The sequence below is a fragment of the Paraburkholderia tagetis genome (genome assembly GCF_022213065.1).
GTDB lineage: Bacteria > Pseudomonadota > Gammaproteobacteria > Burkholderiales > Burkholderiaceae > Paraburkholderia > Paraburkholderia tagetis.
On sequence record NZ_JAKLJA010000028.1, the window covers coordinates 14,129 to 32,856 of the forward strand.

Genomic DNA, 18,728 nt, shown 5'->3' on the forward strand with positions numbered 1-18,728 from the left:
AAGCTTCATGTCAATAATCCGGGTAGGGCCTCACCGGCGTTGGCGGGTAAGGTACCGGGCCATGCTGCGGCGAGAAGAAGTAGCGCAGATACACGAGGCCCACGTTCGGTGCGTAATCGCGCGAGCGGTCGAGCCGGAAGCGGCCGCCCGCCACGAAATGCGGCGTGACGCGGTATTCGAGCGCCGCTTCGACGGCGTAGCTGAAGCCGCCGCCCGAGCCGCCGCCGAAGTACGGATTGCCGGCCATGGCCTGCAAATCCGGGCGCGTGGGGAAGAACGGCGAGCGGTCCTCGTTCGTCAACGACATGCCGACACTGCCGTCGATCTCCCACGAGAGCCTTTTGTAGCGGCCTTTCCAGTCGAGCGGGATGCCGACCGAGAAGTAACGCTGCGGGCTGTAATAGCCGCCGTTGCCGAACGTGTAGAAGTGCTCGTTCTTCGAGTATTGCCAGTAGTTGAGCGTGAGGCCGCTCGACACGTCCTGGTCGGGCCGCTTCCAGACCGTCCAGCCGTAGCCGCTGCGCACCTTGAACTCCTGGTTGGTCGGCACGTTCGAGCCGGTGAGCAGGCCGAAGCCCACGCTCGTGAAGAGCGTGCCGGGCCCGAAGTCGTGCGCGCCGCGCAGTGTGGCGCTGTTGCGCACCACGCCGCCCCAGGTCTCGCCGGTGACCGGATCGCGCCCACCCGCCCAGGACACGAGGCTGCTCGTCATGGCGCGGCGCGAGACATCGAAGGACACCGAAGCGCGCGGGAAGTCGTAGCGATACAGGAAGCCGCCCAGCACGCTCGTGATCGGGAAGCCGAGCGGCGTGGAGCCGATATCGGCGCGCCAACTGGTGTTCGCGCGGCTGTACTCGTAGCCCGCCGCGAGCGCGACGCCCGTGGCGGTCTCGTTGATCGCGGGAATATTGGCGTTGCCGAGCGCCGGAGCCTTGCCGTAGTCGTAGATGCCCTCGCTTCCCGCGGGCAGTGTGCCGGCGTTCAGGTAGACCGTATCGGCGTGGAAGAAATAGTGGCCCGTGTAGCCATTCGGAACGCGCACGTAGAGCGGAATTTCCGTGGCGTGCAGCTCCGAGATGCCGGAGTCGCCCGAGAGGTTCGACTGATACCACTCGGTCGCGACCTGCCCCTGGCGGCGGTCCTGGAGCCCCTGGAGCGCGCGGCCAGCGGAGGTGAGGCCGTCGGCGCCCGGCTGCTCGCCCGCGGCCCGCTCCTGTGCGAGCGAGCCGCGGTAGAGATTCGCGGCGTCGTCGTAGTCGCCGCGCGACTGCGCCACGCGCCCGGTCTGGGTGGTGACGTCGGAGCGCTCGGGGTAGCGCGCGCGCAGCGGGTCGACCACGTCCTGCGCCTCCTGGTCGAGCCCCTGCGCCGTGAAGCGCCGCGCGATTGCCAGGCGCGTGTCCACATCGTCGGCGGGAGTGTCGGCCAGTACATCGCGCACCATCGCGGCGGCCTCCCCGTCGCGGCCCATGCGCTCCAGCATGCGCGCCACCGTGAGGCGCGCATCGGCGTCGCCGGGCTGTTGCGCCAGCACCCGTTGCGCGGCCGCCATCGCGCCTTTGTAGTCGCCCTTCGCTTCGAGCAGGTCGGCTTGCTCCAGCAGCCAGCGGCGGTTCGACTTGAGCCGCCCGGGCACGGCGTCGAGCGTGCGATGCGCGCTCGCGAGGTTGCCGCTTTCGATCTGCCGGTCGGTCGCGCGCACGGCGAGGCGCAGTTCCTGGTCGTCGAGATTCGTGCGCTCTTCATCGGTGAGGCCGGGGCGTGCGCGCGTGGCGTCGATCCACCTGGCCCAGTCGTCGTCGCGATTGGCGGCGGCGAGCAGCTCGCCATAGCGCACGCGCGCGCCGTTGGCCGCCGGGTCGTCGGGGTGCGCCGCGAGCCAGTCCTGCACGAGCGCGAGACCCTTGTCCGTTGCGCCGATGGCGATCCATTCGCGCCCCACCGAGGCCAGCATCTGCGGGTCGTTGGCCGCGCCGGCGTCGGCGGCGGCGGCATCGAGTGCGGCGCGGGCCTCGTCGTTCTGGCCTTGCGCGATCAGCCGGCGCGCCTCGCCGAGCTTTTTCTGCGCCGCGAGACTGCCCATCAGGCTGCGCATGCCGGCACTGCGCCCGGCGGCCGGCACGGCGTCGAGCTGGGCGGCGGCGCCGTCCACGTCGTCGACGGAATTCAGATAGAGCGCCGTGGCGTAGCGCATGTCGGGTGACGGCGAGACCTTCAGGCCGTCGTCCACCACGTCGCGGCCCAGCTTGGGCAGCCCGAGATCGCGGTACAGGCGCGCGAGCGTGAAGCGCGTCCAGGCGTCGTCGGGCGTGAGGCGCACCGCGTCTTCGAGCTTGGCGATGGCCGGGCTCTTGCGGTTCTCGGCCAGCAACTGGTCGGCCTGGATCGAGAGCAGCTCGGCGTGCAGGCGCTTGAGTTCCGCCGTGGAGCCCGCGAGGCGCGGCGCCGTGGCGGAGATCAGCGGGCCGATCTCGCTGTCACGATGCGTGGCGCGCAGCACGGTCACGAGGCTGCGCAGCGCGTCGATGTCGGGCGTTTTCGCCTCGACGAGCGGGCGCAGCACGGCTTCGGCCTCGGCCCACTTCTTCTGCGCGATGAGCGAGTCGGCCAGGATGCGCGAGGCGTCGGCGTTGCCCGGATCGAGCTTGAGCGCTTCGCGCGCGAGCGTCTCGGCCTCTTCAGGCTTGCCCTGGCTGTTGGCCGCGCGCGCCTTCGAAAGGGTGCCCCAGATCGCGGCCGTCTTTTCGAGACTGCGCCACTTGCCGGCGTTGTCGGGGTCGAGCGTGATTGCGCGCGCAAACCATGCGCGCGCCTCGTCGTGGCGGCCTTCGCGCAGGCGCACGAGGCCGAGCGCGCCGAGCGTCGCGCCGTCGTTCGGGTTCGCGCGCTGGGCCGCTTGCAGCGAGGCTTCGGCATCGTCGAGATCGCCGCGCTGCAGTTGCGCGAGGCCGCGGTTGCGTGCGGCCGCGCCGGGGCCGGCCAGGCGCGCGCGTGCCGTGGTGGCGGCGTTGCCCGAAGCATTGCGCGAGGCGATGCTCGCTGGCGGCACGTAGCTTCTGCCGCTGGCCGCCGCCGCGTTGGCCTGCGCCACGGCTTTCGGCCCGAGCTTCTGCGCGAGGTCGGCGACAGTTTGCTGGGCGTCGGTGTCGTCGGGCACTTCCTGGAGATAGCGCTGATACCAGACGTAGTAGGCCGGGTCGTCGCGGCCCGCGCTGTTGAGCGCGCTGCGCCAGTCTTCGAGTGCGCGCGCCCGGTTGCTGTCCTGGCGCCGATAGACGCCGTAGATCAGATTCAGGCCTTCGATGCGCGTGCCGGGGCGGTCGGTGAGCAGGTCGCCCAGTGTCAGCGCGGCGACGGTATCGTTCGGGTTCTGCTTCACGCGCGCCCGCAGCTCGCTGATGGCCTGCACGCGGCCGTGGTCCGTGCCGGCAATGATGCGGTAGTAGTCGCGCGCGAGGTCGCCACTGGGCGCACCGTGCGGGAACAGTTTCCTCATGCGAGCCGCGGCTTCCTCGCTCTTGCCCGCGCTGGAGAGCAGGCGGATCTGTGCAAGCTCGTTGCGGTCGGTCGTGGCGAGACGGTATGCGTCGGCGAGTTCCTGGGTCGGGCTTGCGTTGGGCGCGGTTTTTCTCAGTTGCGCGAGGATCTTGGCCGCTTGTGCCGTGTGGTTCGAGCGCAGCTCGATCTGGCCCATGAGCGCGAGCGCGTCGACCTGCTGCGGATCGAACAGCAGCGCTTTCTGCACGAGGCCGCTGGCGACGTCGGGGCGGTTCTTCGCCATCCACATGCGCGCCGCCGAAAGCAACTGCGCGGCCTGCGCGTTGGGCGCGGCCGCGTTCGCGGCAGGTTGCGGAGTGTTTTGCGCGCCTGCTGCGTTCTGCGCTCCCGGAGCGTTTTGTGCGCGCGCGAAACATGGCAGCGCCGCGATCAGGAGCGCGAGCAGCGGCGTGAGGCGCGGGTTGAAGCGCGGGCCGGAGTGCGGACTGAAGCGCCGACTGAAGCGCGAGGTCAAGCGCGCGCTCGGGCGCGGTGCGCCTGCGTATTCGTTCAACGTGGCGCCGGGCATCGGGTCGTCCATGCGGGCGCGACGCGGCCTTGCGCGTCGAAGTGGTAGAGGCCTTGCATATAGCCGAGGCCGAACAGCATCAGCACGCTGCTGTAGTAGCCGGGCGGCGACTTCTGCGCGAGCGTGCGGCTGCGCGCGACCTGTGCGTCGGCGAGGTCGGTGCGGCCCAGCGCGGAAAGATACGGCGCGAGCGCCGCCGAGAAACCGCCGTTGCCTTCGTTCGGACCCGGCGCGCCGCTCTGCGTGTCCACGCGCTCGGGCGGGAAGCCGTGCGCGGCCACGAACGCCGAGAGCGGCGCGAAGGTGGCGAGCGTGGCGCTGCGCAATGGATCGTCGCTGGCGAGCATGCCCGCCCACAGATAGACGCGGATGGCGTTGTAGGCGCTTTCGGCGTGGGTCTGCGCGTCGGGGGCGAAGGCGCCCTTGTTGCCGTTTTGAACTCGATAAACCACCCAGTCCGGCGAGTAGCCGTGCGGTGCCGTGTCGTTCACGAGCTTCGTCGAGCTGGCGAGCAGCGACCTCCATTCGAGCGCTTCCGGCGCTTGTTGCAGCGCGAGCGCGAAGCGACGCATGAGTTGCAGCGGCACATAACTCGGATTGAGCCGCCACGTGTTCTTATCGAGCTTGAAGCCCGCTGGCCCCGGCAGCACCGTGCGGCCGAGCCCCGGCAGATCGGCGCTCTCCTGGCGCACCACGTTGCGCGCGACCAGCATGCCGAGCGCGGTATAGCGGCGCACGTTCCAGAGACGTCCCGCTTCGAGCAGCGAGTAGGCGATCCAGAGGTCGGCGTCGCTGGCGGAGCTCGTGTCGATCACGCCCCACGCGGGCTTGGGCGCGGGCGCGCCGCTCGCAGCGCTTGCCGCCGGGCTTGTGGAGGCGCCGGATGCGCCGGATGTGCCGGATGCAGCGAATGTGCCGGATGCGGGCAAAGCCGCGCCATCCTCGCCGATATCGGTGCGCCCCCAGATCCACGCGGGCAGATGCGTGGCGAGATCGCCTTGGGCGAGATTGTTCTCGGTCCACGCGAGGATCTTGTCGAAGCTCGCGCGGTCGTTCGCGACGAGCGCGAAGAACAGCGCGTAGGACTGGCCCTCGGACACGGTGACCTGGCGCGGCGTGCTCGCGTCGATGACGCGGCCATCGGCGCTCAGCAGATCGTGTTTGAACATGTTCCAGTCGGGCCACGCGCAGGCGGGCGCTTGCGCCGTTGGGGCTGCCGGCGCTATCGCCGCGCCGCCCGCGCCCGCTTGCGCGGGCGGGCTCGCGGCCTGCGCCGCATCGACGGACAGCAGCGGCGCGAGCACGCAGGCGCCGGCCGCGAGCCAGCGCGCGAGGCGCGGCGCACGGCGGGACACGAGGCGGGACACGCGGGGAGCCGCGCATTGAGCCGCGCGGGAGGCCGTGCGGTGGGCCAATAAGCCGTGCATCGTCAGTCTCCGGTGCGGCGCGAGGCCATGCGGCCCAGTGCCCAGAACACCGTGAACGCGACGATGAGACCCGCGAGAATGCCCGCGAGCGCCATCAGCGACGGATAGCGCGAGATATGTACCCACAGGCGCGCATACCACGGCAGGTCGCCGACGAAATAGCGCTCGCCCACGCGCAGGCCTTCCACGTCGCCTTGCCGCACGACGCTCAGGTCGCCGCGCATCCGCGCGACCTTGCCGCTGTCCTGCATGGCGTCGAGCACGTCGCCGAGCTGCGCCGAAGACGTGCTCGCGAGCGCCACGACGCTGCGCCCCGAAGCCAGCGGCGACTCGAAGCCGACCAGCGCGGCCATCGGCCCGCCGAGCGAGACGATCGAGCGGCCCTTGGGCGTGTCGTTGTCGTCGTTGTCGTCGTCTTCGGTGCCGCCGAGCCAGCCCGGCCAGCCGCTCTTCTGGTCGCGCGTCGCCACTTCGGTCTTGCCGCGCTCGATGAGAAGCGGCAGGTCCTTGCCCCACTTCGCGAGCAACTGCGCGGCCGAGCCCGAGCCGATCACGAGCAGGTCGTCGCCGCTCACGCTGTCGATCTGGCTGGCGGGCACGAGCTTCACACGCAGCGAGGGCAGGCCGGTCCACTGGCCCATGTGGCCGAGCATCGTGAGCACGGCTTCCTGATCCTGCGCGTCGGGCGCGTCGGGGATTACGACGGCGGTTTCCGAGAGGTCCGCCATGCGCGTGAACGGATAGCCGCTGTTGGCGAAGTCGGCGAGGTTCGGCAGCGCGGTGTAGTGCGCAAAGCCGCTGAAGTCGACCACCGAATCGGGGTCGATGGCGGCGCGCGCGATATCGGCGGCCGACGAGGAGCACAGGCTCGCCTTCTGCGAGTCGATATGAAACTGGAACTGGAACTGGTTGTTCGAGCCCACGCGGAACGCCGGAATCTCGATGTTGCTGGTGGCGCGCGCATCGGTGCCCGAGAGCACCGGCACGGCGATGCGCGCCTCGTCGGAGGCGCGCGTGACCGGCTTCAGGCGCTGCGAGCGCACAAGCTGGTCGTTGATGCTCACGTTGAGGATCGAGTCGTTCCAGCTGGACGGCGCCGTGTAGCGATAGCGGATGTCGAGCGGCACATTGCTGCGGGCCCACGCATAGAGGTCGGCCGGCACGCGCATGTTCACGTGGATCGCGGGCGGGTTGTAGCCCGAGACCTGCAACTGCTGCGGATCGCTCACGAGTTCGCGCAGCAGCACGGGACGGTCGGTGGGCACCCAGTTGGGCGCGTCGTAGGGCTTGCGCGCCGGGCCGAGATCCACCGACTGCACCACCACGCTGCTGCCGGCCATGCCGGCCTGGCCGAGCACGAGCGCGTCCGCGGCCTTCTCCAGCTCTTCGGGCGTGCGGCCCGCGAGCACGAGCAGCTTGCGTCCCGAGCCCGGCGCGGCGGCGGGATTGGCCATCACCGTGATCGTCGGGCCTTTGATCTCGGGCAGCGCGATGCCTTCGGGCACCTGACCCGGCAGCGCGAGCGCGATGGCGTTGGCGTCGGCGGGCGCCGTGCGCACCACGGGGAAGCGCGCGCCGCGATAGCTCGCGAGCGCGCCGAGCCACGACGAGACCACGCTGGCCGCGTGCAGCGCGGGCAGGCCCGCGTTGGCGGCGAGCACGAACGGCACGCGCACGAGGCGGTAGTCGTGCTGGTCGAAGAACGGCGCCGGCAGCAGCGCGAGACTGTTGGGCAGATCGACGGCGGCCGTATCGAGCGTGAGCGTGGTTTCGGGCGCCACGTCGGTCCACAGCGTCGAGTGATGCGGGTCTTCGCAGTGATCGAGCGTGTAGTGCGCGATCATCTGCACGCTGATGCGGTTGAAGTCGGTAAAGAGGCGCGGGTCGAGATTGATCTCGCTCGTCACGAGCTGGCCGGCCGTTTCCTTCACGAGCGGAATGGTGGCGACCACTTCGCCGTTCACGAGTACTTTCAGGTGCGACAGCGCGTAGATCAGCGAAGGCGAGTACGTGTAGACGAGTCGCAGCTTCGCGCCGGTGACCACCTCGTCGGTGCGCACGTCGGCATTCAGGTAGCCCGTGGGGTCGATCCCGCGCAGTTCCATCGTGCCGTAAGAGCCCATCTGGCGCAGCGTGAAGATGTGCTGGCGGGGCTGGCCGAGCGCGGCGGGCGCGGCATTGGCGCCCGGCGGCGCAGCGATGGTGCCGGGCGCGGTCTGGACGACGGCGGGGCCGGTGCCGCCCGCAGTGGTAACGAGCGCGCCGGGCACGCCGCCCAGTGAGGCAGCGGCGGGGGGGCTTGAGGCTGCGGCGGTGCGTGAGGCTGCGGCGGTGCGTGAGGCTGCGGAGGCCGCCGATACTGGCGATGTCGGCGCGGGGGTTGTACCTGGTGCGCCTGGCGTGGCAGGCGCCGTCGCGGATGCCGCTGCGCCGGGTGTCGTCCTGACGGCTGGCTTGACGGCCGGTTGGTCGGCGGCAAGCAGGCTGGACGCCAGCAGCAGCCCTGCCGTCAACGCGCCAAGGCGGACAGGTACGGAAACTCGCATCGCAAACGGCCCCTTATTTTCTTGTTCGCGACGGCGACCTCCGCTATGCATCGTCAGCCGTCTGGTTATATTCGTGGTCTCGCATTGCCAACCGTAATTGGGGTCTTGCGCTGACGCATCTTGAAAGTCGTCGGAGTTTATCCGACTCTCGTCAAGTTCGGCAGAAGATTGCTAACCGGTTAACGACCACGCGCGCCGAGGACGATGCACGGCCACCGTTAGCCGGATCGCGTCGATCAGTGCGCGTGCGGCGGGCGAAGGCGCGCTGTCCGCGCGCAAGGTGAGGCCGATTTCGCGCCGCGTGTTCGAAAGCGACACGTCGAGCACCGCGAGCTGGCCCGAGGCAATTTCGTAGTGCAACTGCTGCGCGGATACCGCCGCGATCATCTCCGTATCCATCAACAAGCCGCGAATCACCGCGAGGTCGGCGGTCTCCACGCTCGGCATCGGCGGCTTGAGCTTCAGGCGCTTGAACTGCGCTTCGAAGAGCCCGCGCGCGGGCGAATGGATGTGCGGAACGATCCATTGCGCATCGCGCAGGTCGCTCACGCTCAGGCCCTTTTGCTGCGCGAGCGGGTGGCCATTGCGCGCGAGCACGACCATGTCTTCGGCCATCAGGCGCTCGTTGGCGAGGCCGCTCGCCGCATCGTTTTCGCGCAGCGCGCCGAGAATGAAATCGACATCGCCCGCGCGCAAGCCCGCCACCAGCGAGTCATAGGCGCTTTCGTCCGTCACCACGCGCACGCCGGGATGCAGCGCACTCATGCGCGCGATGGCGGCGGGCAGAATCAGCGTGCGGCCGAGCGGCAGGGCGCCCACTGTCACCGTGCCGCGAATGGTGCCGTGCAGCGCAGCGATATCGTCGGGCACGTGACGCAGTTCGTTTAGCGCGCGCCGCACGTGCAGAAGAAAAATCTCGCCTTCGGGCGTGAGCTGCACGCCGCGCGGGCTGCGGTGAAACAGCGTGATGCCCGAGCCGATTTCAAGCACGCGCATCGCGCTGCTCACGGCGGGCTGGCTGATGCCGAACGCGCTGGCGGTGCTCGGCATGTGCCGATGGCGCGCGAGCGCCACGAAGAGCTGCAGGCGCCGCGTATTGAGCAGCCACGCGGGCAGCGTGCCCTCGGGCAAGGCGCGGCGGGGCGTCTGGCGCGCCGCGCACCACTGCGCCAGCGCTGCCAGTTCGAAAAAGGTGCGTGCGCAACGATTCAGCACCACGCACCCCACCGCCGTGGGCACCATGCCGGAAGGTTTGCGCTCGAAAAGCGGCTCGCCGAGCGCTGTTTCCAGCTCCTGCACCGAGCGCGTGACGGCCGATTGCGCGCGATACAGCGAGGCGGCGGCGCGCGTGGCGCTGCCTGTGTCGGCGACGAGACGGAACGCGCGCAAATGCGCGAGGTTGAGCAGATCGGCGGGACTCATGCAGCCCCCGCGATCAGATACAGACGCTCGGCCGAGAGGTCGGGGCTCTTCTTCGAGATGCGGGTGTGCGCTTTCATGAGGGCCTCCACGCGTGCGTCTTCGCCATTGAGCAACGCGCCGACGATGGCATGGTGCTGCCGATGCGCGTATGAAAGCATCATGTGCTGCTGTTCGCGCGCCGCCTGGTCGAATACCTGGGTGGCCGGAGCAACGAACGGAATCTTGTCGTTCAGGCCGCGCGCCGCGCTGACCGTATGATTCTGCGCCGCTTCCACGATTGGCGTCTGGAAACGGCCATGCGTCGCCGCGTAGTGCATGTGCTGCCTGAGAGCGATGCTGTGAAGCCGCACGCTTCGCGCTTGCGGGACGAAGCCGTCGCGCGAATGAACGCGCAGGCGTGGTAACGTTGGGCGCGCGCCGCCACTGCGCGCGCATTTATGAATAACGCAAAAAACGAAGAGAAAGGAGCAGAACGTGGTCTACGAAATGGCGCACATCTCCGTGCTGGCCGGCAAGAACGCCGAATTCGAAGCAGCCGTGGCGCAGGCCTTGCCGCTATTCCATCGCGCACGCGGTTGCACCGGCGTCGAACTGCAGCGCAGCGTGGAGGAGCCGAACCAGTACGTGCTCGTCGTGCAATGGGACACGCTGGAAGATCATATGGTCCACTTTCGCGAATCCGCTGATTTCCAGGCATGGCGCGGCCTCGTGGGCCCGTACTTCGAGAAGCCGCCGGTCGTGGGGCATACGCAGGTGGTGGTGAAGTAAGCGCCGGGCCAGCGCAGAAATCACCCTGGTTTGATCCATGTACATACATGGATTTACATCGCTGTGGATACTGTCTATATTCCAAACACCATAGATCCCGCCCATGCAACTGGAAATGCACACAACCAGGGTGTTCAAGAACGGTAATTCGCAGGCGGTTCGCATCCCTGCCGATCTTGCCTATGAGCGCAATGATATCGAGGTTGAAATCGAGCGCGTAGGGGACGAAATTCGCATTCGCCCAGCACGCCGGACGCTGGGTGGCGTGCTCAAGAAATTCGCGAAATTCGGGCCCGAATTCATGGCGGAGGGGCGTGGCGGGCAGGGGCAGGCTGATCGCGAGGACCTGTGATGCCGCGTTTCATGCTCGACACGAATATGTGCATCTATCTGATGAAAAATCAGCCGGAGCAGGTGGCGCGGCGTTTTGCGCAATGCTATGTCGGCGACGTCGTCATGTCGGCAATCACCTATGCCGAACTCGAATATGGCGTCGCCGTTTCTGCTGGCCGTGCACGGGAGAAGCGCAATCTTGCCGCGCTCGTCGAAGACATACCGGTTGTACCATTTGACGCCGCTGCCGCCGTTGCGTATGGACCCATTAGGGAGGCGACGCGGGAGCGCAAAAAGGATCATCTGGACAAGCTGATCGCCGCGCATTCGGTCGCGCTCGAAGTTTCGCTGGTAACGAATAACGAACGCGATTTTGCCCACTATCCGGGCGTGAAAGTGGAGAACTGGCTCAAGGAGTAGCCACCGCACCCGCGCATCCCCTACCCGTCCATCGGCGCGTTGGCGCCAGTCATTTGCGTTGCTCCGCAGTCCCGGATGCCGCGACGATCTGCCGGGCAACTTCGGCAAGCTTCAGGCTCTGATTCATGGCGCGCTTGCGCAGCGTCGCGTAAGCGGCCGGCTCGGACATCTTCTGCTGCTCCATCACGATGCGCTTCGCGCGATCGATCAGCTTGCGCTCGGCCAGTTCGTTCTCGGCCTGGGCGAGCCGCTCGCGCAATTGCGCTTCCTGGGCGAAGCGCGCGAGCGCGACTTCGAGAATGGGCGCGATACGCTCGCCCGCGAGGCCCTCGACGAGATACGCCGTCACGCCCGCATGCACGGCCGAGCGAATGAGCTGCTGGTTTGCGTCGTTGCTGAACATCAGCACGGGACGCGGCGCCGTGGCGTTCATCGCGGCGAGTTGTTCGAGCGTGTCGCGCGAAGGCGATTCGGTGTCGATGATGATCACGTCGGGCTGCTCGCGCTCGACGGCGCGATGCAGCGCTTGCGGCGTCGCGGGCTCGACGAGCATCGCGTAGCCGAGACGTGCGAGCGCCTCGCGCAGATCGCCGATGGGCTTGTCGGTGTCGGTTACGAGCAGGACGCGGAGCATGGTGTTTCGGTGATCGGCGGTAGGGGGAACTTCGACGGTGATCGGTCGAACGTGCAACATTCCAGCAAGTTCCAGCAAGGTATGTGCCAGTTGTTGCGATGCACGCAAATGAGGCTGGCACTGTGGCGGCTGCATGGAAAGGGGATATGGGCGACGGTGTGGTGCACCGCGAAAGTGCGTTGCGCGGCGCGCCGCACTCAACTGGCGCAGTGCCGGGATTTGAACGATGCAGGAATCACGGCTCGCGCCCGTCGCCTAATTCGCAACTAACAGCCAGCCCCGCCAAACAACTTCAAACAGTGAGCGAGGTGGAGAAAAGAGGCTCTCCCTCACCAGGACATTCGAAGCAAGCAACGCGGTGGCAAAAACGCAGCGGTAAAAACGCAGCGGCAAAAAAAAGCGCCGGCATGGCCGGCGCGCATCGAAATCCCACCCCCTCGGTGTATCAGCCCGTTTTACGAACCGGCGGAAAGCGTCGCTTGCTGCTGCCGATGCCGATGCGGCGGAAACGCTCCTTCTTGGTCTCTTCCTCGAAGTGCGAAAGCGAGACCTTCACGAGGTCGGTGCTCGAGACAATGCCGACGAGTCGCATCGACTGGCGATCGGACACCACCGGCAGACGCTCGAGCCCATGCACGGCCAGGCGCGCGGCGATCCGGCGGCAGGTTTCCTCAGGTACCGCCACGTCCGGCGAGCGCAGCGCGAGCAGTGCGCCGAGCGGCTGGTCGAGCGCATCGCTGGCGTCGCCCGCGCGCACCGCTTCCAGCATCGCGCGGTCCACCATGCCAAGCACGGCGCCGTCGCGCACCACGGGCCAGGCGCGGCGCTTCTGCGTCGGACCGAAGTATTGCGCAAGCGCCTCGCGCACGCTCACGGTGGCGTCGATCGTCTCGACGTTGCGCGTCATCACTTCGTCGACATAATGGCGCTCGAGCGGATCCACGCCGTACTCGCGATAGATGTGATAGCCGCGCCGCGCGATCTTCTCGGTCATGATCGAGCGCTTCATGACGACCGTTGCGAAGCCGTGCGCGACCAGCGTGGCCGTGAGCAGCGGCAGGAGCGCGTTGGCGTCGTGCGTGAGGCCGAAGGCGAACACGATGGCCGTAAGCGGTGCGCCGAGCGTGGCACCGAGCGTCGCCGCCATGCACACGAGCGGCCAGAGCGCGGGGTCGCTGCCGGGCAGCACGGGGCTCAGCACGCAGCCGAGGCCCGCGCCCAGCATGAGCAGCGGTGCGAGCACGCCGCCCGAGGTGCCCGAGCCGAGCGCCACGACCCAGATCACGGCCTTCACCACGAGGATGGCGATGGCCACTTGCAGAACGATGTGCTGATGGAGCAGGTCGCCGATCACGTCGTAGCCCACGCCCAGCGCGCGCGGCTCGATGAAGCCGCCGATGCCCACCACGAGGCCGCCGATCGCGGGCCACCAGGACCAGTGCAGCGGCAGGTGCGCGAACAGGTCCTCGACCTTGTAGAGCGCTGCCGAAAGCCCCGAAGCCAGCGCGCCCGAGAGCAGCCCGGCGATCACGCACGAGAACAGCGCGAGCGCATGCGGCGTCGGCGTCTGCATCGCGAAGAGCGGCTCGGTGCCGAAGAACGCGGCGCGCGCGAAGCCCGCCACGGCGCACGCGAGCGCGACCGGCAGGAAGCTGCGCGGGCGCCATTCGAACAGCAGCAGCTCGACCGCGAGCAGCACGGCGGCAACGGGCGTGCCGAACACGGCCGTCATGCCCGCGGCGGCGCCGGCGACGAGCAGCGTCTTGCGCTCGGCGGAGGTGAGCCGCACGCACTGCGCGAGCAGCGAGCCGATCGCGCCGCCCGTCATGATGATCGGGCCTTCCGCGCCAAACGGTCCGCCGCTGCCGATCACGATGCCCGAAGACAGCGGCTTGAGCACGGCCACTTTCGGCGACATCTTGCTCTTGCCGAACAGGATGGCCTCGATGGCTTCCGGAATGCCGTGGCCGCGGATCTTGTCGGAGCCGTAGCGCGCCATCAACCCGACGATCAGCCCGCCCACCGCCGGCACGGCAATGACCCAGAGCCCGAGCGTGTTCAGCGCGGGCGAATGGTCGGCGAACGAGAAGCGGCCGTAGAAGAACAGGTTCGTGAACCAGTGGATGAGGCTCAGGAGCACGAACGCGGCGAGTGTGGCCAGCGCGCCGATGACAGCAGCGAGTGCGCTGATGCCGGGCAGACGCGCGTTGGCCGAAAAGTCGCGCTTGTGGGAATCGTCGAGATGCATGGTCGTCAAAGATCGATTTGCGGAATGGTGAAAGTGCCGTCGAGCGACTGCAGCTCTGCGCGATGGAGTTCGGCAAGGCGCGAAAGCAGCTTTTCGCCGCCATCGAGCAGATGCACTTCCACCTGGCGTCGATCGCGCTCGCTCACGCGCCGCTCGACGAGGTCGAGCGCCTCGCAGCGCGAGACCAGCGCCACCACGCCGTGATGCTGCGCCTGCAGGCGCTCGGCAATCTCGCCGATGGTCGCCCAGGCGCGGCCCGGATAACCCTTCACGTGCAGCAGCAGCAGATATTGCAGCGGCGTGATGCCTTCGCCCTGAGCCGCCTGTTCCGAGAAGCGCTCGAAGCGGCGCATCTGATAGCGGAACTCGGACAATTGCTCGAAATCGGTCTTCGCCAGACCGCGCGCGTTGTTCTTCATTGGGAATTCAAATTGGTGCGATTCGAAATGCGAATATATCACAATATGATATTTCCGGGCGGACCTTTCCGGCGTGTGGCGTGTAATGCCCAACAGGCGCAATACGCGCAATACGCGCAACCCGCTCGGGAATGCGCGAGGCTCAGGCGCTCTGGCGCTGTAGCGGCTGGGCTTGCCGGTACAGGCCCGAGATCAGATCCGCCTGCGTGACGATGCCCACGAGGCGCCGCTCGCCGTCCACCACGGGCACGTGGTGGTGGCCGCGTCCCGCGAAAATGCCGAGCAGCTCCACGATCGGGGTTTCGCCGGAAATGGTGCGAACGTGCGTGCTCATGATCGTGCTCACGTGCACGCCGTCGGCGGGATGCGCGGCGAGGCCGCTGCGCAGCGAATGCATCAGCGCGCGCAGCGGGTGGCGGCCGAGGCCTTCCTCAGCGAGGTCCGCGCGCGTGACGATGCCTTTCACGTGGCGCTGGGCATCCACGACCGGCAGCGCCTTGATGTCGTGCCGCTTGAGCAGCGTGCGCGCTTCGCCTGCCGTCGTCGCCGGCGTGATGCTGACCACGTCGCGCGTCATGACATCGGCGCAATTGAGCTCGCCGAAGCTGCGCGCATAAGCGCGAATCTCGGTTTCGCGCAGCAGGGTTTCGAGGTCGTCGGTGTCGATGTCGAGCAGTTCGTCGCGGTCGCGCAGCACGGCTTCGAGATCGGCGCGCGAGAAGCCGCCCGGCGTGGTCGCGGGCTGCACGGCCTTGGGCGGCCGCGCCGCGTGCGGATAGCGGTGGCCGGTAGCCGTGTGATAGACAAGCGCGGAGACGAGCAGCGTGAAGGATTGCAGCGCGACCGGCTCGAACACGAACTCATAGCCGAGCCCGTGCACGGCGGGGCCGCCGAGCACGGCGGTGAGGGCCACGGCGCCCGAAGGCGGATGCACGCAGCGCAGCGTGAACATCGCGCAAACCGCCACGCCGATGGCGACGGCGGCCGCCTCCACCGGATCGTGAATGAACATCGCACTGGTCACGCCCACGGTGGCGGAAACGAGATTGCCGCCGATGATCGACCACGGCTGCGCAAGCGGGCTCGCCGGCACGCCGAACAGCAGCACGGCGGAGGCGCCCATCGGGGCGATCAGCCAGGGGATAGTCGAGGAGTTACCGAGCAGAAAATGCGAAACGGCGCCAGTAACTGCAATGCCGACCAGGGCGCCCAGGCCCGAGCGCAGGCGCTCGCGCCAGCGCAGGGTAACGGGAGACGGAGCGAAACGCGTGAGCCAGCGAAGAATTCTGAAGCGTGACACGGTTGAAATGCCGATAAAAGGTGCGGAACCAAAACGCAGAACTGCGTCCCCTCCGGAGCGCCCGGGATTTTTTTGAGACCGCGATTGTATCGCAATGTGATATATGTTGCGACGCGTTGTCGCTGATACTTGCAATTTGGGATGGATCGCCGGCGACCCGCATTCAAAGCGCCTCGATGTAACAAAACCCCCGCATTTGTAACTCGGCGCCCCCGTGGCACCGTGCGGCGCCGCGTTCGGTTACGCTGGCGAGCGTCCCGTGTGCTGCGTCCCTGGTCTTGCTAACTTGCGCGAGCCAACCCTTTAGACCGGTGCCGGTTGACGCGGCAACACCGCATTCCAACAATCGACACGGACGAAAAAATCGCATGAAGAAGCTCTTTTTTCTGGGCGCGCTGTTCGCGTGGTTCAGCGCGTCGCTCGTATTCGGCACGAGCGCATTCGCGCAGGGCGTCGATCAGTCGGACCCGCAGGCGCTCATCAAGTCGGCCACACAGCAGGTGCTGGACGAAGTGCGCACCAGGTCCATCGCGCCCGACGACATGGCGCGCATTCGCGACATCGTCGACCGGGACATCCTGCCCTATGTCGACTTCCACCGCACCACGCAGCTCGCGATGGGCCGCCACTGGCGCACCGCCACGCCCGCGCAGCAGCAACAGATTGCCGGGCAGTTTCAGTTGCTGCTGATCCACCTTTACTCGGGCGCGCTCGCGCAGCTCAAGCCCGATCAGCAGATCGAATACGCGCCCATGCGCAACGCGCCAGGCGACACCGACGTGGTTGTGCGCGCACTCGCGCAGACGAGCGGCAACCCCGTGGAAATCGACTACCGTTTGTACAAGACGCCCCAGGGCTGGCGGCTCTACGACCTGAACGTGATGGGCGCCTGGCTGATCCAGACCTACCGCGCACAGTTCAACGAGAAGATCCAGCAATCCGGCGTGGACGGGCTGGTCCAGTTCCTCACCTCGCGCAACCAGGAGCTGGAGGCACGCAAGCCTTGAGCGCCTTGACTTGAATGCCTTGAGCGCGGGCGCTCGCGCCCGTCGCCGGCTTTTATTTCTTGCCCGCGTTCAGCCTGATCCGCGCTGCACGCACTACCCTGAATTCAGGCGCGCCCGATGCGCGTCCCACCCGACCGCCCGACCAGCCAACGCTTCGACATGAATTTCCAGAGCCCGCCTGAGAGGCCATACTCCGACTCGCCGAACGGACTGCCGTCGAGCCGCCGCAACCGCGTCTTCGCGTCGAGCACGCCCACGCTGCACACGCTTGCCGCGCTCGTCACCGGGGGGCTGGTGGTGTGCGGCCTCTACTTCGGGCGCCCGATGCTCGTGCCGATCACGCTCTCGGTGCTGCTGAGCTTCCTGCTCGCGCCGCTCGTGAACGCGCTGCGCCGGCTGCATATCCCGCAGTTCCTCTCGATCCTGATCGCGGTGCTTGCCACCGTGCTCGCGCTGGCGGGCGTGGGCGCGCTGATCGCCGCGCAAGTCGTGCAACTGGCCGCCGACCTGCCGCAGTATCAGGAAGCCATCATGGAGAAGGCGAAAACGGTGCAGGAAAAGACCGTGGGCCGCGCCGACTCGCTGATGTCGCGCGCCGCCACCGAGCTTCAGCGCATCACGCCCACGCCGCCGCCCGCGCCGCCGCAGCCGCGCGGGCGCGCCGCGCGCAACCAGCCGCAGCAACCGATGCCGGTCGAGGTCCACACGCCCGCGCCCACGCCGCTCCAGCTTGCGCGCAAGGCGTTCGCGCCAGCGATCGCGCCGCTCGAGACCGGTTTCATCGTGCTCGTGGTGACCATCTTCATCCTGCTGCAGCGCGAGGACCTGCGCGATCGCCTCATTAGCGTGTTCGGCTCCGACGACCTGCACCGCACCACCACGGCCATCAACGACGCCTCCGAGCGGCTCTCGCGCTACTTCGTCGCGCAACTGGGCGTGAACGTTTCGGTGGGCTGCGTGATCGCCGTCGGGCTTGCGGGCATCGGCGTGCCGGGCGCGCTGCTGTTCGGGGCGCTCGCGGCGCTCCTGCGCTTCGTGCCCTACATCGGCATCTGGATCGCCGCGATCCTGGCGACATTGGTGGGCGCCGCCATCCAGCCGCAGTGGACCATGGGGGTGTCGACGCTGATCTTCTTCATCGTCGTCGACGTGGTGGCGGGGCAGTTCGCCGAGCCGATGCTCTATGGCCGCCGCGCGGGCCTTTCGCCGCTCGCGGTGGTGGTGGCGGCGATCTTCTGGGCCTGGCTCTGGGGGCCGGTCGGGCTCGTGCTGTCCACGCCGCTCACGCTGTGCATCGTCACGCTCGGCCGCTACGTGGACCGCCTGAACTTTCTGACCATCCTGCTCGGCGACCAGCCGGCGCTCACGCCCGCGCAGACCTGCTACCAGCGCCTGCTCGCCGACGACCCGCACGAGGCGCTGCTGCAAGCCGACCGCCTGCTCACGGAGATGCCGCTGATCGACTATTACGAGCAGGTGGTGTTCGAGGGCCTGCGTTTCGCGCGTAACGACGTGCTGCGCGGCGTGCTGCCCGCCGAGCAGCTCGCGCGCATCAATCAGGCGCTGCTCGATATCGTCGAAGACCTGGAATCGGTGGACGACTCGCGCCATCTCGCCAGCAGCGAAGGCGAGAGCAAGCGCAAGTCCGCCGAAGGCGGCGACGAGGCGGCGCTGGCGATTCCCCGCGATGGCCGCGCCGTGCTGTGCGTGCCGGGACGCGGCACCTTCGACGAAGTGGTGGTGGCGATCGTCTGCCAACTGCTCGCGCGCGCCGGCATTCCCTGCACGGCGACGACCTACGAGGAGGTGCGCAACACGCGCGCGGGAATGGTGGACGCGCTATCGACACATGCGATCTGCGTGGTGTCGCTGGACACGGCCGAGTCGCCGCCGTATCTGCGCAACCTCGTGCGGCGCTTGCGCGAGCGTGCGCCCGCCGTGCCGATTGTCGTGGGCGTGCGCGCGGTGCGGCGCGAAGAGGGCCTGAGCATCGCCGACGATGCGCTTACGCACCTCGCCGCCACGCTGCGCGACCTCGTGGATGAGTGCGGCGCGGCGCTTATGACCAGGCCCGAAGCCAGGCCAGAAGCGCTCGAGCACAAGCCGGCGAATCTGGGAATGTGACAGTCATGCTGGCG

At 67.8% G+C, this 18,728-nt stretch carries 14 protein-coding genes; 5 read left to right on the plus strand and 9 right to left on the minus strand.

What is annotated here, in order from left to right:
- Positions 1-10: 10 nt before the first annotated feature.
- The 5 genes from L5014_RS26275 to L5014_RS26295 all read right to left on the minus strand — a co-directional run bounded on the left by L5014_RS26275 (position 11) and on the right by L5014_RS26295 (position 9,778).
- Positions 11-4,078 (minus strand): cellulose synthase subunit BcsC-related outer membrane protein, encoded by a 4,068-nt coding sequence (locus L5014_RS26275; protein WP_238466728.1) that lies wholly within the window; start codon positions 4,076-4,078, stop codon positions 11-13.
- Entirely contained in the window at positions 4,048-5,355 is a 1,308-nt protein-coding gene (bcsZ, locus tag L5014_RS26280; protein ID WP_420800143.1) for a cellulose synthase complex periplasmic endoglucanase BcsZ, read from the minus strand. Before bcsZ ends, L5014_RS26275 begins: the two co-directional genes overlap by 31 nt.
- A 140-nt stretch (positions 5,356-5,495) precedes the next feature.
- Entirely contained in the window at positions 5,496-8,039 is a 2,544-nt protein-coding gene (gene bcsB / locus L5014_RS26285) for a cellulose biosynthesis cyclic di-GMP-binding regulatory protein BcsB (RefSeq protein WP_238466729.1), read from the minus strand.
- Between the two features lie 171 nt (positions 8,040-8,210).
- Positions 8,211-9,461, minus strand: coding sequence for a LysR family transcriptional regulator (locus L5014_RS26290; protein WP_238466730.1), 1,251 nt, complete (start codon positions 9,459-9,461; stop codon positions 8,211-8,213).
- Positions 9,458-9,778 carry a hypothetical protein gene (locus tag L5014_RS26295; RefSeq protein ID WP_238466731.1) on the minus strand — a complete coding sequence of 107 codons (321 nt, stop codon included), beginning with the start codon at positions 9,776-9,778 and terminating at the stop codon, positions 9,458-9,460. The genes L5014_RS26290 and L5014_RS26295 overlap by 4 nt, the downstream gene beginning before the upstream one ends.
- Before the next feature lie 157 nt (positions 9,779-9,935).
- Between L5014_RS26295 and L5014_RS26300 the strand changes: the two genes are divergently transcribed.
- The 3 genes from L5014_RS26300 (at position 9,936) to L5014_RS26310 (ending at position 10,982) form a co-directional block, all read left to right on the plus strand.
- On the plus strand, positions 9,936-10,229 hold the full coding sequence (locus L5014_RS26300) for an antibiotic biosynthesis monooxygenase family protein (RefSeq protein WP_238466732.1): 294 nt from the start codon (positions 9,936-9,938) through the stop codon (positions 10,227-10,229).
- A 115-nt stretch (positions 10,230-10,344) separates the two neighbouring features.
- A complete protein-coding gene (locus L5014_RS26305; RefSeq protein WP_238466798.1) occupies positions 10,345-10,581 on the plus strand; it encodes an antitoxin in 237 nt (78 codons plus the stop codon).
- Positions 10,581-10,982, plus strand: a complete 402-nt coding sequence (locus tag L5014_RS26310; protein ID WP_238466733.1) for a type II toxin-antitoxin system VapC family toxin — start codon at positions 10,581-10,583, stop codon at positions 10,980-10,982. Before L5014_RS26305 ends, L5014_RS26310 begins: the two co-directional genes overlap by 1 nt.
- A 49-nt stretch (positions 10,983-11,031) precedes the next feature.
- Here L5014_RS26310 and L5014_RS26315 read toward each other — a convergent pair whose 3' ends face one another.
- From L5014_RS26315 to L5014_RS26330, 4 genes are all read right to left on the minus strand, one after another.
- On the minus strand, positions 11,032-11,616 hold the full coding sequence (locus L5014_RS26315) for an ANTAR domain-containing response regulator (RefSeq protein ID WP_238466734.1): 585 nt from the start codon (positions 11,614-11,616) through the stop codon (positions 11,032-11,034).
- A 445-nt stretch (positions 11,617-12,061) separates the two neighbouring features.
- A complete protein-coding gene (locus tag L5014_RS26320) occupies positions 12,062-13,864 on the minus strand; it encodes a chloride channel protein (protein WP_238466799.1) in 1,803 nt (600 codons plus the stop codon).
- 5 nt (positions 13,865-13,869) lie between these two features.
- On the minus strand, positions 13,870-14,283 hold the full coding sequence (locus L5014_RS26325; protein ID WP_238466735.1) for a MarR family winged helix-turn-helix transcriptional regulator: 414 nt from the start codon (positions 14,281-14,283) through the stop codon (positions 13,870-13,872).
- A gap of 142 nt (positions 14,284-14,425) precedes the next feature.
- Positions 14,426-15,583 (minus strand): HPP family protein, encoded by a 1,158-nt coding sequence (locus L5014_RS26330; RefSeq protein ID WP_238466736.1) that lies wholly within the window; start codon positions 15,581-15,583, stop codon positions 14,426-14,428.
- A 368-nt stretch (positions 15,584-15,951) separates the two neighbouring features.
- Between L5014_RS26330 and L5014_RS26335 the strand changes: the two genes are divergently transcribed.
- Together L5014_RS26335 and L5014_RS26340 are read left to right on the plus strand one after the other, a co-directional pair.
- Positions 15,952-16,590, plus strand: coding sequence for an MlaC/ttg2D family ABC transporter substrate-binding protein (locus L5014_RS26335; RefSeq protein WP_238466737.1), 639 nt, complete (start codon positions 15,952-15,954; stop codon positions 16,588-16,590).
- 159 nt (positions 16,591-16,749) lie between these two features.
- Positions 16,750-18,714, plus strand: a complete 1,965-nt coding sequence (locus tag L5014_RS26340) for an AI-2E family transporter (protein ID WP_420800144.1) — start codon at positions 16,750-16,752, stop codon at positions 18,712-18,714.
- Positions 18,715-18,728: the final 14 nt, after the last annotated feature.